The organism is Streptomyces sp. NPDC056169 (assembly GCF_042268445.1).
Classification (GTDB): Bacteria; Actinomycetota; Actinomycetes; order Streptomycetales; family Streptomycetaceae; genus Streptomyces.
The window spans coordinates 66,867-79,851 of record NZ_JBHJUO010000008.1; the positions used below are offsets into that span (position 1 = coordinate 66,867).

At 73.5% G+C, this 12,985-nt stretch carries 9 protein-coding genes; 3 read left to right on the forward strand and 6 right to left on the reverse strand.

The features are described from left to right. Positions 1-70 precede the first annotated feature (70 nt). Together ACFC0G_RS14575 and ACFC0G_RS14580 are read right to left on the reverse strand one after the other, a co-directional pair. Positions 71-2,644 carry an ABC transporter permease gene (locus tag ACFC0G_RS14575; RefSeq protein ID WP_376402561.1) on the reverse strand — a complete coding sequence of 858 codons (2,574 nt, stop codon included), beginning with the start codon at positions 2,642-2,644 and terminating at the stop codon, positions 71-73. After that, positions 2,641-3,429, reverse strand: a complete 789-nt coding sequence (locus ACFC0G_RS14580; protein ID WP_376402564.1) for an ABC transporter ATP-binding protein — start codon at positions 3,427-3,429, stop codon at positions 2,641-2,643. Before ACFC0G_RS14580 ends, ACFC0G_RS14575 begins: the two co-directional genes overlap by 4 nt. 191 nt (positions 3,430-3,620) lie before the next feature. Between ACFC0G_RS14580 and ACFC0G_RS14585 the strand changes: the two genes are divergently transcribed. Then, positions 3,621-5,207, forward strand: coding sequence for an MFS transporter (locus ACFC0G_RS14585; RefSeq protein WP_376402567.1), 1,587 nt, complete (start codon positions 3,621-3,623; stop codon positions 5,205-5,207). Between the two features lie 135 nt (positions 5,208-5,342). Continuing rightward, positions 5,343-6,542 carry a serine hydrolase domain-containing protein gene (locus ACFC0G_RS14590; protein ID WP_376402569.1) on the forward strand — a complete coding sequence of 400 codons (1,200 nt, stop codon included), beginning with the start codon at positions 5,343-5,345 and terminating at the stop codon, positions 6,540-6,542. A gap of 158 nt (positions 6,543-6,700) precedes the next feature. On the opposite strand, the gene ACFC0G_RS14595 is transcribed toward ACFC0G_RS14590, so the two are convergent. Then, positions 6,701-7,951 carry an MFS transporter gene (locus tag ACFC0G_RS14595; RefSeq protein WP_376402572.1) on the reverse strand — a complete coding sequence of 417 codons (1,251 nt, stop codon included), beginning with the start codon at positions 7,949-7,951 and terminating at the stop codon, positions 6,701-6,703. Positions 7,952-8,026: 75 nt separating this feature from the next. Between ACFC0G_RS14595 and ACFC0G_RS14600 the strand changes: the two genes are divergently transcribed. Beyond that, positions 8,027-8,878: an ArsR family transcriptional regulator gene (locus tag ACFC0G_RS14600; protein WP_376402575.1), complete on the forward strand. Its 852-nt coding sequence runs from the start codon at positions 8,027-8,029 to the stop codon at positions 8,876-8,878. Here ACFC0G_RS14600 and ACFC0G_RS14605 read toward each other — a convergent pair. From ACFC0G_RS14605 to ACFC0G_RS14615, 3 genes are all read right to left on the reverse strand, one after another. Then, positions 8,875-9,264 (reverse strand): VOC family protein, encoded by a 390-nt coding sequence (locus tag ACFC0G_RS14605; protein ID WP_376402578.1) that lies wholly within the window; start codon positions 9,262-9,264, stop codon positions 8,875-8,877. The two genes, ACFC0G_RS14600 and ACFC0G_RS14605, sit on opposite strands and share 4 nt — an antisense overlap. A gap of 65 nt (positions 9,265-9,329) precedes the next feature. Continuing rightward, on the reverse strand, positions 9,330-10,319 hold the full coding sequence (locus tag ACFC0G_RS14610) for a cellulose-binding protein (RefSeq protein ID WP_376402580.1): 990 nt from the start codon (positions 10,317-10,319) through the stop codon (positions 9,330-9,332). A gap of 160 nt (positions 10,320-10,479) precedes the next feature. Next, positions 10,480-12,978 carry an SUKH-4 family immunity protein gene (locus ACFC0G_RS14615; RefSeq protein ID WP_376402583.1) on the reverse strand — a complete coding sequence of 833 codons (2,499 nt, stop codon included), beginning with the start codon at positions 12,976-12,978 and terminating at the stop codon, positions 10,480-10,482. Positions 12,979-12,985 lie beyond the last annotated feature (7 nt).

Below are 12,985 nucleotides of genomic sequence, written 5' to 3' on the forward strand. Positions count from 1 at the left end.
GACACCAAGCGGCCCCGGTGGACCTGGCAGGGTCCACCGGGGCCGCTCCCCCGTTGCCGTCCCGCGACCGCTACTCGCTCGCGATCGCGTTCAGGACGTTCATGCGGCCCGCGCGGAAGGCCGGGACCAGGGCCGCGAAGAGGCCGACGAAGGCCGAGCCGACGAAGACGGTGAGGATCGTCGGCCAGGGGATCTCCAGGACGCCGAGGCCCTCCAGGGCGAGCAGCTTCTGGGCGGCCGTGCCCCAGCCCATGCCCAGGCCGAGGCCCAGGAGGGCGCCGAAGAGGGCGATGACCACCGACTCCAGGCGGATCATGCGGCGCAGCTGGCGGCGGGAGAGGCCGATGGCGCGCATGAGGCCGATCTCGCGGGTCCGCTCGACGACCGAGAGGGCCAGGGTGTTCACGACACCGAGGATCGCCACGACGATCGCGAGGGCGAGGAGCCCGTACACGATGTTGAGGAGCTGGCCGACCTGGTCCTTGAGGTCCTCCTTGTAGTCGGCCTGGTTGCTGGCCTTGTACTGGGGGTAGGGCGCGAGGGCGTCCTTGACCGCCTCGTACGCCTGGGTCTCCTGGCCCTCCTTGGCGCTGGCGAGGATCAGCAGGCTGCGGGGCGTCCGGTCGGCGGGGACGTACCGGGCGAGGGTGGTGACGTTGATGTACATCGCCCCCTTGTCGACCTGGCCGGTGTCCGCGGTGATCGCCGCGACCTTGAGCTTCGCCGTCTCGCCGCCCTTGAAGGCGAGGGTCAGCACGTCGCCGACCTTCACGCCGTGCTCGGCGGCGTAGTCGCTGCCGACGGACATCGCGTCCGCGCCGTAGGCGTCGGTGAGCGTGCCGGCGGTGACGTCGCGGCGGAGGTCCTTCATGTACGTCGGGTCGGTGGCGGCCAGGTCGGCCGTCGTGGTCCGGCCGCGCGTGTCGGTGACCTTGGCGTCGACCCACTTGTACTCGGTGACGTGGTCGAGGCCGGGGACCTTCTCCAGGGCGGCCTGCGCCTGCGGCACGATCGGCTGGCCGGTGCCGGACTGGACGATGAAGTCGGCGCCGACGGAGCGGTCCAGCTCGTCGGTGGCCGAGGCGACCATCGAGGAGCCGACCACCGAGAGGCAGGCGACGAGGGCGAGGCCGATCATCAGGGCGGCGCCGGTGGCGCCGGTGCGGCGCGGGTTGCGCAGGGCGTTGCGCTCGGCCATCCGGCCGACGGGGCCGAAGACCCGCAGGACGACGACGCCGAGGGCGCGGACCACGCCGCCCGCGAGGAGCGGGCCGATGACGATGAAGCCGAGGAGGGAGAGGACGACGCCGAGGCCGAGCCAGAGGGAGCCGGGACCGGCTTCGTCGGCGCGGGTCGCGGCCCACAGGGCGGCGGCTCCGGCGGCGGTGAGGGCGAGGCCGAGCCCGCCCCGGACCCGTCCGGCCTTCCCGTCGGCGGGGGTGCCCGCGTCGCGGAGGGCGGCCATCGGGGAGACCTTCCCGGCGCGGCGGGCCGGGATGTAGGCGGCGAGGACGGTGACGACGATGCCGAGGGCGAGGCCGACGGCGGGGGTCGTCCACGCGACGGTGAGGTCGCGGGTGGAGAGCTCCATGCCCATGGAGGACATGAGCTTCATGAGGCCGACGGCGAGTCCGACGCCCGCCGCGACGCCGGCGACCGAGCCGACGACGCCGAGGAGCAGCGCCTCGACGAGGACGGAGCGGTTGATCTGCTTGCGGCTGGAGCCGATGGCCCGCATGAGGCCGATCTCGCGGGTGCGCTGGGCGACCAGCATGGAGAAGGTGTTGACGATGAGGAAGATGCCGACGAGGAAGGCGATCCCGGCGAAGCCGAGCATCGCGTACTTCATGACGTCGAGGAAGCCGGCGACGTCCTCGCGGCCCGCGTCGGCGGCCTCGGCGGCCGTCTGGAGCTTGTAGCCGTCGCCGATGGCCGCGGCGATGCCCGCCTTGAGGGCGTCGTCGCTGACACCGGGCTTCGCGTCGGCCTGGACCTGGGTGAACAGGCCTTCCTTGCCGAGGAGTTCGCGCTGCGCGGTGGCCGTGTCGAAGTAGACGAGGGTGGCGCCGGGGTTGGTGACCTTGAAGTCGACGATGCCGGAGATCTTCGCGGTGAAGTCGCCGTCGACGGCGATGGTCCGCAGCTCGTCGCCGATCTTCAGGCCGTGCTTCTCGGCGGTGGCGCCGTCGACGACCACGTCGGTGGGGCCGCGCGGCTCGTGGCCGGAGACGAGCTCCACCGAACGGAGCTCGTTGGGGCTCCAGTTGAGGGCGATGGTCGGGGCGCCGCTGGTGGGTCCGACGTTCTTGTTCGCGGCGTCGACGACGGTGACGCTGGTGGAGGCGATCGCGCCCTGCGCGTCCTGGACGCCCTCCGCCTTCCTGACCTGCTCGACGAGCGAGGCGGGGAGGGACTCGGGGCGGCCGGTCTGCGGGGTCTCGTCGTCCGCCGCCGCGGCCTTCGGGCTGACGCTGACGTCGGAGGCGGTCGACGCGAAGAGCTTGTCGAACGTCGTGTTCATCGTGTCGGTGAAGACAAGCGTCCCCGAGACGAACGCGACGGAGAGGAGGACGGCGACGGCGGAGAGCGCCATGCGTCCCTTGTGTGCGAGGAAGTTGCGCAGGGAGGTCTTGAGGACGGTCATGACGTCCGCCCGCGCGCGTCGAAGTCCTTCATGCGGTCGAGGACGGCGTCGGCGGTGGGCCGCTCCATCTCGTCCACGATCCGCCCGTCGGCGAGGTAGAGGACCCGGTCGGCATAGGAGGCGGCGACCGGGTCGTGCGTGACCATGACGATCGTCTGGCCCAGCTCGTCGACGGACTGCCGCAGGAAGCCGAGGACCTCGGCGCCGGCCCGGGAGTCGAGGTTTCCGGTCGGCTCGTCGCCGAAGATGATCTCGGGCCGGGCGGCGAGCGCGCGGGCCACGGCGACACGCTGCTGCTGACCGCCGGAGAGCTCGTTCGGCCGGTGCTTGAGGCGGTCGGAGAGCCCGACGGTGTCGACGACCCGGCGCAGCCACTCGGCGTCCGGCTTCCGCCCGGCGATGTCCATCGGGAGCGTGATGTTCTCGATGGCGCTCAGGGTCGGCAGCAGGTTGAACGCCTGGAAGATGAAGCCGATCCGGTCCCGGCGCAGCTGCGTGAGCTTCTTGTCCTTGAGCCCGGTGATCTCGGTCTCGTCGAGGTGGATCTCGCCGCTGGTGACGGTGTCGAGCCCGGCGAGGCAGTGCATCAGGGTCGACTTGCCGGAGCCCGAGGGCCCCATGATCGCGGTGAAGCGGCCACGGGCGATGTCCACGTCGACGGCGTCCAGCGCGACGACCCGGGTCTCCCCCGTGCCGTACGCCTTGACGACCTGTCGCGCCCGAGCGGCGACGGCCGTACGCCCTCCAGTACCCCCGTGCCTGGGGATGGTCACAGCCGAAGTCACGGTCTTCTCCTAGGAGCAGTGGGTGGGTTTGTAGGTTCAAGTTAAGAACCGGGAACGGGACTTCTCCTCCTCCGACGGGACGAACGACCCCTGGCCCGTATGGGGGAGAGCCCCCTAGGGGTTCCTACGACCCTGGTACGGGTGAGACCCTGACCGCGAACATTTAGGTGTACGAAGAAAGGAATCTCGCGGTGACCGAGGCGTCCACGACACCGGCGGGAGCGGGCGGGCCCGGGACACCGGCCGCCACCGCACCCCCCGACCCCCGCACGGCCGCACGCCGAGGCCCCGTCGTGGCCGCGCTCATGCTCGCCATGGGGCTCGCCGCCATCGACGGCACGATCGTCTCCACCGCCGTCCCCCAGATCGTCGGCGACCTCGGCGGACTCACCGTCTTCTCCTGGCTGTTCTCCGGCTACCTGCTCGCCGTGACCGTGACCCTGCCGGTGTACGGGAAGCTCAGCGACACCTTCGGCCGCAAGCCCGTCCTCGTCGCCGGCATCGTCCTGTTCCTCATCGGCTCGCTGCTCTGCGCCGCCGCCTGGAGCATGGCCTCCCTCATCGCCTTCCGCGTCGTCCAGGGCCTCGGCGGCGGCGCCCTCCAGGGAACGGTCCAGACGATCGCCGCCGACCTGTACCCGCTGAAGGAGCGCCCGAAGATCCAGGCGCGGCTCTCCTCCGTGTGGGCCGCGTCCTCCGTCGCCGGCCCGGCGGTCGGCGGCCTGCTCGCCGGGTACGCCGACTGGCGCTGGATCTTCCTGATCAACCTGCCGGTCGGCCTCGTCGCGCTCTGGCTGGTCACCCGCCACCTGGTAGAACCCCAGCGCACCACGACCACGCCCCGCGAGAAGCCCCGGATCGACTGGGCCGGCGCGCTCGCCGTCTTCGCCACCGGCGCGCTGCTCATCACCGCGCTCGTCCAGGGCGGCGTCGCCTGGCCCTGGTTCTCCGCCCCGTCCCTCTGCCTGCTGGGCGGAGCCGCCGCCCTCGGCGCGCTCACCGTCGTCATCGAACGGCGCGCGGCGGAACCGATCATCCCCGGCTGGGTCTGGCGGCGCCGCACGATAGCCGCCGTCAACCTCTCCCTGGGCGCCCTGGGCCTGCTGATGGTCGCCCCGACCGTCTTCCTCCCGACATACGCCCAGTCCGTCCTCGGCCTGGGACCCATAGCCGCCGGCTTCGTCCTCTCCACCTGGACCCTGAGCTGGCCCATCTCGGCGGCGCTCTCCAACCGCGTCTACAACCGCATCGGCTTCCGCGCCACCGCGATCCTCGGCATCTCGGGAGCACTGCTCCTGCTGCTCGCCTTCCCGTTCCTGCCGTTCCCCGGCGAACCGTGGCAGCCCGCGCTCCTGATGCTGCTCCTGGGCGCGACGCTCGGCCTCTTCCAACTCCCCCTGATCGTCGGCGTCCAGTCGACCGTCCCGTACGAGGAACGAGGCACGACCACCGCCTCCGTCCTCTTCTGCCGCCAGGTCGGCCAGAGCGTCGGCGCGGCCCTCTTCGGCGCGGTCGCGAACGGCGTCCTGGCGGCCCGCCTGGGCGGCGGCACCGACCTGGACACCCTGGCCCGCGCCCTGGACGCCCCCGCGTCCCTCACCGCCGAGACGATGGACCACCTGCGCCGGGCGGTCGACGCGGCGGTCGACTACGTCTACCTGGGCGCGGCGGCCGCGGCCGCCCTGGCCCTCCTGGCCCTCCTCACCCTGGCACCACGCCGCTTCCCGGTCCTGACGGAAGCGACGGAGGACGACCGGAGCGAAGAGGCACGCGGCTGAGGCGGAGCCCGTCTCCCTGATGAGGGGTCAGGGTCGTCTCAGGGTTGAACCGGGGTGATCCCCGTCGGCCCGGGCGCACCGGGCGGACAGACTCGAACCGAACCTGATCACCGCTTCGAGAGGTGGAGTCTCCCCATGCGTCGTCCCATGCGTCGTTCCTCGGCCCTTGCCCTGTCCGCCGCCCTGGCGTTCGGTGTCGTCGCGCCCGCCCAGGCCGCCACCACCGGCCCCTCCCCGGCACTGGACCGGGCCGCTCTGCGCGCGGCGATCGTCCCGCGTCCGGGCGACGGTGCGGCCGGCGTCGTGGCGGAGGTGCACAAGAGCGGGGAGACCTGGCGGGGTGCGGTCGGGGACGTCGTCACCGGCCGGCCCGTCTCACCGCGCGCGCACTTCAGGATCGGCAGCATCAGCAAGCCCATGGAGGCGGTGATCCTGCTCCAGCTGTCCGCCGAGGGCCGCGTCGACCTGGACGAGAGCATTCAGCGCCATCTGCCCGGCCTTCTGCCGGAGGACCGGTTCAAGGAGCCGGTCAGCGTGCGGCAGTTGCTCGACCACACCAGCGGGCTCCCGCAGGACCTGGAGGGCGCGCCGGCCGGCACGCCGGACGAGGAGATCGAGCGCCGGCTGGACTACGTCACCTTCGACGAGGTGATCCGGGAGACGCTCCGCCCCGAGGGCCGGCCGGGCCCGGGACCGCACTTCAGCCCCGGCACACGGCAGGAGTACAACTCCTTCGGCTACCGGATCGCCGGGAAGCTCATCGAGGAGATCACCGGACACTCGTACCAGTACGAGGTGACCACCCGCATCCTCAAGCCGCTGAAGATGCGGGACACCCGAGCCGCCGTGCCGAACCGCAGCACACCCGTGCCCCGGCCGTACCTGCCCGGCTATCAGGCGAGGAGCGGGGGCGGTCTGGTCGACGTCAACGTGCAGGGTGGGCTGCCCGCGAGCATGACCTCGACCACGGCGGATCTGGACCGGTTCATATCCGGCCTGTTCGACGGCCGGCTGTTGCGCCCGGCGCAGACCGCCGAACTGTTCTCGCTACCGAAGGGCGCCGATGGCAAGCCCCTGCCGTACGCGGACGGCTCCCAGTGCAACACCGGGCCGGGCAGGGGCACGGCCTGCTTCAGCGTGGGGCTGATGTCCACGCCCCTGCCCGACGGATCGCTCCTGTGGGGCAAGACGGGATCGGATCCGGGGTACCGCAGCGGTGTCTTCGCCTCCCGGGACCTCGGCTTGCGCGCGGTCTACGCGGTGGGCACCGCAGGTCCCGTCGACGGCGTGCCCGCGGCGGCCCAGCGACTGGCCCTCGCGGCCTTCGGCAGCTAGGGCGTGGGCATGAGCCCGCTCGGCGAGTTCGTCGCGGGCGGCCGCACCTACGGCGTGGTCGCCGCAGCCCCACGGGATCCCTCCGACAGCTGACGCAGCACCCAGCGGGGCGCCGGCCGCCGTCTTCAGGGCGCCGGTGGGGGTGGGGGCGGCGCGCCTCAGACGTCCCGCCGGCCCCGCACCACCAGCAGCAGTGGCACCACCGCGAGGAGCTCGCCCAGGGCTCCCGTCCAGAGCGCCGTCCGGACGCTCGCGTACTGGCCGAGCAGACCGCCGGCGAGCGCGCCCAGGGGCATGCAGCCCCACACCACGAACCGGAAGGTCGCCGTCACCCGGCCGAGCAGCGGGGCCGGGCTGAGGCGCTGGCGGAGCGCCACCGAGCTGATCTTGAAGGTCATGAACGCGGTCCAGCCGAGGCCCTGGAGCACGCAGGCCACCGCGTACCGCCAGTCCGCGTGGAAGAACGGCAGCGCGAGCAGCCACAGCACGCCGCTGACGACCACCGAGGCGCACATCGCGCGCCCCTGGCCGAGACGGGCGGCGACCCTGGTCGTGAGCAGGCTGCCGAAGAAGCCGCCGACCGCCTCCGCCGTGAACACGAGCCCGCACAGGAACGGCGAAAGCCCCAACTCCCCGGCGAGCAGCACGAGAAGCATGGACGTGCCGATCGTGCCGCAGAGGTTGGAGATCGCGGCGGTGAGCGTCAGCGCCCGCAGCAGCCGGTCACGGAACACGAACCGGAGCCCCTCGGCGATCTCGTCCCGCAGCCGGGCCCCCGGGCGCGGCTCGGGCCGGGGGTCGGGGCGCCGGATCCGGGAGAGGAAGAGCGCGGAGGCGAGGAAGGTGACGGCGTCGACGACGAGCGCCACCGGGGCCGTCACCGCCGCGACGAGCGCGCCGCCCGCACCGGGGCCCCCGGCCGCCGTGACCGTACGGGACGCTTCGAGGGCCACGTTCGCCTCCACCAGCCGGTCCTCGTCGACGAGCCGGGGCAGCTGGGTCTGGTACGCGATGTCGAAGAACGCCGTGAGGACGGACAACCCGAAGGCCACGCCGTACAGCTGAGGAAGCGTCAGGACGTCCAGCCAGGCGGCGAGCGGCAGGGTCGCGAGGAGCGCGGCCCTGCCGACATCCCCCACGATCATGACCCGGCGGCTGCGCATCCGGTCCACCCACGCCCCGGCGGGCAGCCCGAGGAGCAGGAAGCCCAGGTACTCGCACATCACGAGCAGCCCCGCCTCGAAGGGGGACGCGCCGAGCGGGCCGATCGCCACGAGGGGCAGCGCGAGGACGGTGACGGCCGTGCCGGCCTGGCTCACGGTGTCGCCGATCCACAGTCGCCGGAAGTCCGGCAGCCGGAAGAGCCGGGGGCGGGGAGGGGAGGGAGGCGCAGTGGAGGTGGTCGTCATGTCGGCGAACACCATCACCCACGGCCCGACCCGACCATTGTTTTAGTCTGGGCGAAAAGCTCACGAGGGGGTCCGATGGGAGAGATACGGTTCGGGGTCGACGACCTGGCACAGCTCCGGTTCGCCGTGTCGCCGCTGTGGGAGACGATCGCCGCCCTGCGGGCGAGCGCGGACCCCGGCCGCCACGCCCTCCATCTCCCCTGGATCAAACAGGCGTTGACGATCAGCAGGGAACGCACCGACCTGCTCCCGCGCCTCCCGGAGCTCGACGCCCTCGCTCCTCCCCCGCGCTGCCCGCTCGCCGAGATCGAGGAGGAGCTCACCGCCCTCCGGGGGCAGCCTGAGCTCGCCCAGGCCCTTCTCTCCTGGTGGGAGGCAGGGGTACGCCCCCACTGGCCCCGGATCCGGGCCGTACTGGAGGCCGACCTCGCGTACCGCACCCGGCAGCTCGCCGAGGACGGCATCCAGGAGGTCTTCGCCCACCTCCACCCGAGCCTGCGATGGTCGGAGGACCGGCTGAGCTGGACCGGCCCGCCCGTCGGGCGGCTCACGCTCGACGGGGGCGGGATCACCCTCGCCCCGAGCGCCTTCGCGGCCCGCTGCGTCCTGCTCCCCGGGCGGGACGGCGTTCCGCCGTGCCTCGTCTACCCCGCGCGGGCCGTCGGCACCCTGTGGGAGCGGCACGCGGAACCCGGCGACGGGCTCGCGCGGCTCCTCGGGCGCAGCCGTGCGGGGCTCCTCGGCCGTACGAGCACCCCGACCACGACCACCGGCCTCGCCCGGCAGACCGGGCTGAGCCCCGGCGCGGTCTCCCAGCACCTCGCGGTGCTGCGGGACGCGGGCCTCGTGACCGGGCACCGGTACCGGCGCGAGGTGTACTACCGGGCCAGCGAACTCGGCCTCGCCCTGCTCGAACGAACCCCTTAGCCCTCCTGGGGCTTGCGCGGCAGCGTGAGGCAGAACGGGTGCCCGGCCGGGTCCAGGACCACGCGCCACAGGTCGGGGCGGGGCTGGGCGGCGGGCACGGTCGCGCCCCACTCCACGAGCCGGGTCGCCGCCTCGTCCAGGTCGTCGACGTCGAAGTCGAGGTGCAGCTGCTGCGGGACGTCCTGGCCGGGCCAGGACGGGGGCCTGTAACCGTCGACTCGCTGGAAGCCGAGGAAGAGTCCGGACCCGCCGGGGCCGCGGGCGAGGCCCGCGAACTCGGCGTCCGAGCGCTCGTGGAGCGGCAGTCCGGTGGCCCGGTGGTAGAAGTCGGCCAGCGCCAGCGGGTCGGCGCAGTCGAGCGTGACGGCCGTCAGCTTCATGTACATGGGGAGGGACACTAGTCCGGCCGTTCGACGCCTCGCGAGCCGAATTCCCCGCCCTCCGGAGCCTGTTAAGAGGCCTGCTCCGGGTCGGGGTCGGAGTCGGGGTCGGAGTCGGGGTTCTGGTCCGGGCCCTGGTCCGGGTCCTGCCCCTCCCCCTTTTTGTCCTGCTCCTGCTCCTGCTCCTGCTCCTGCTCCGACGGCGGTGCCACCCGCCCCGTCAGCGCCGCCAGCGAGTTGCGGATGTGCTCCATGTGTCCGTGGATCTCGTCCCGCGCCTCGTCGTGTTCCCGCAGCACCCGCTCCGTCTCGCGTTCGGCCCGCTCCCCCTTCATCCGGGCCTCCGCGAGGATCTCCTCCCCACGGGCCTCCGCGTCCTCCTGGCCGTGCCGGGCCTGCTCCTCGGTCTCCGCCAGGGCGCGCTGGGCCTCCGCGAGCCGTTCCTCCGCGCGGGCGAACAGCTCCTCGTGGCGCGCGTCCAGTTCGGCCGCCTTGCCCTCCGCCGTGCGCTCGGCCTCGTCCCCCACCGCCGTCTGCTCGTCCCGCTGCTCCGCGCGGAGTTCCGCCGCCCGGCGCCTGGTCTCCTCGAAGACCTCCCGCGCCGCGGACCGCTGCTCCGCCGCCTCGCGTCCCGCGTCCGTCGTCAGCTCCTCGGCCCGCTCGCCCGCGGCCGTCAGGGTCGCGCGGGCCGCCGACTCGGCCGCCGCCCGGACACCCTCCGCGTACGCCCGGGCCGACTCCTCCGCCTCCCGGGCCGCCGCTTCGGCCGCCTCCGCGAGGGCCTGCGCCTCGGCCTCCGCGGCACGGACGAGCGTCTCGTCCTCCTGCTCGGCCATCGCCAGGATCTTCCGCGCCCGGTCGCTCAGCGCCTCGTACCGCTGGGGCGCGAGCGCCGCGACGGCCTCGCGCAGCCGCGCGGCCTCCGCCTCCATGTCTTTCGCGAGGACGGTGAGCCGCGCCGCCCGCTCCCACGCCCCGTCCCTCTCCTCGGAGAGCGCGGCGAGGTGGCGGTCGACCTGCTCGGGGCGGTATCCGCGCCCCCGTCCGACAGCGAAATTCATCCCTGACGCCCCTTCCCTGTGACCCCAACGGCCCGAACGTCCAGGATGCGTCATGAGAACGGACAAAAGGCGCCCAACGTGGATACACGTCGAGCGCCTTTCATCACATTCTGTCCAACTGTGCCTACAGAACAGATGGCAGAACGGACTGCAGAACGGACTACAGAAGGCCGTCCCACATCTGCTCAAGCAGCACGGACCACCAGTTCTCCGGCGACGACAGCGCCGCCGGGTCCAGCATCGCGAGCTGCGCCTGGAAGTCGACCGTCCAGCGACCCGCCTGCTCCGGGTTGAGCCCGAAGCGCAGCCGCCACATCCGGCCGAGCAGCGCCATCGCACGCGTGAACTCCGGCAGTCCCGTGTTCACGAACTGCGGCGGCACCGACTGCCCGCCAGGACCGGCCTCCACCGGCACCGCCACGATGTGCGCGGTCCCGTACTGGACGCAGATCGCCCGCCCGAAGTCCGAACCGAGCACCAGGTACGAGCTCGCGTCCGGCGCCGGCTGTACCTGCCGCTGCGCCGCCAGCTCCGCGAGCGTCGGCACCACCGGCACGGCCGGCTGCGCCCAGAAGAACGGACCGAAGTCCGCCGGAAGGCCCGCCCACATCAGCGTCCGCGCCACCAGCTCCGGCACGCCCTGACGGGACACCGCGTGCTGGTCGAAGCGGAGGATGCCCGGACCGAACGCCCCCGCGAGCTCCTGCGCGATCGCCTCCGGCGGGACCGGCGGCGCCGGCTGCACCTGCGGCAGCGGAGCCCGTACCGGCGCCGGACGCGCCGGACCGTCCGCGACCTGGTGCAACTCACCCTGGTGGGTGAGGAGTTGCCGCATGCCCTGCTGGCGGCCCGTGTGATCACGGCCGTACGGGGCGATGCTCGTGATCCGCGCCTGCGGCCACGTCTCCCGGATCATCCGCGCGCAGTAGCCGCCCGGCAGCTCACAGGACTCCAGCTCGGTGTGCAGTTCGAGCACCTGCTGCGGCGGCACGTTCATCGCGCGCAGCTCGTGCAGGATCTGCCACTCCGGGTGCGGGGTGCCCGGCGCCGAACGCCGGATGATCTGCGCCTCGGAACCGTCGGGCGCCCGGTAGCGCAGCACCGCCTGGTAGCCGGGGCCGACGGTCGGCTGGCCGGCGGGCTGTGGGTACCCGTACGCGGGAGGGACCGGACCGGGGCCGGGCGGCGGCGTCTGCCCGCCGTGCACCGGGGGCGGCGGAGCCGGCGGACCCGGAGGCGGCGGCACCGCCGGACCACCCGGACCGGGGTGCGCCAGCATCGTCGCCGCATGCGCGACACCGCCCGCGGGCGTCCCACCGGGCACACCCGGCGGCGGCGGGGGCGGCGGAGGCGCGCCCGGACCACCCTGACCCGGGTGCGCCAGCATCGTCGCCGCCTGGTGCACGGGCTGCGGCGGAGTCGGCGGACCGGGAGGAGACGGAGGGCCGGGAGGCCCAGGAGGCCCCGGAGGGGACGGAGGCCCGGGCGGACCGGGCGGCTGAAGCCCCTCGGGCCCGAGCTGCGACACCAGCTGCGTCGGTACGTACGCGGGGGCGCCCGACCCACCGGGAACACCCGGCACACCCGGAGCGCCCGGCGGCGGAGGCGGCGTCGCCGGACCGCGCCCGCTCTTCGGCGACAGCGCGGCCTTGCTCGTCGCGGCGTCCGCGATGTCCCCGGCACCCGGCGCCCGGGGCGCGGGCGGCGGAGGCGGCGGCACACCGGGCCCGGCGGCCTGCACCGGCGGAACGGGCGGCGCGGGCTGCACCGGAGGCGCCACCGGAGCCACCGGAGCCACCGGCGGCGGCGCGGCCGGGTCGAGCCGCGGGGCCACGGCGGTCGGGGGCAGCGCGCTGCCCCCCTTCATCAGGGCGGTCGGCGCGTCGGCACCCACCGACGGGGGCGGGGTGTCCTCGTCGTCCGTCCCCGACAGCGGCGGCGCGAACACGGTCGCGGGTAGCGGCACCGCCCCGTCCACACCACCGGAACTCGCGTTCGCATCCGCCCACGGACTCGCAGCGGGAGCGGGGGTGGGTACGGGAGCGGGCGGCGCCGGCGGAGCAACCGGCGCAGCCGGAGCAACCGGAGCAACCGGAGCAGCCGCGACCGGAGCCGTCGGCTCCTCCGCACCAACCGACGACGCCACAGAAACCGAAGCCGAGGCCGAAGCAGAAACCGAAGCTCCCGCATCAGCCACAGCCACCGGCACAGCCACCGCATCCGAGGCGTCATCCACCGGCGCGGACGAGCTCCCGCCCTCCTGCGACGCGTTCGGCCCCTGCGGCAGTCCGATCCGGTCCGCCGCGTCCTGGAGCCACTCCGGCGGACTCAGCAGGAACGACGTCTGGTTCAGGTCGATCCGGGCCGCCTGGGGCGCCGCCGGAGCGGCCGCCTCCTCCGACGACCCGTACTCCTCCTCGTACCGGCGGATCACCTCGCCCACCGGCAGCCCCGGCCACAGCGTGGCCTCGCCGCTGTCTCGCGCGATGACCAGCCGCTGCCGGCCGCCGTCCGAGACCGGACCGCCCTGGCGGTCCTCCGACCACACCACGAAGCCCAGCTCGAACTCCCGCACCCGCACCTCACGGTGCTGGTACGCCGGCAGGTCGCCGTTGATCCATTCCTCGGCGCGCTCCTGCGCCTGCGCGAACGTCACCACAGCCAGC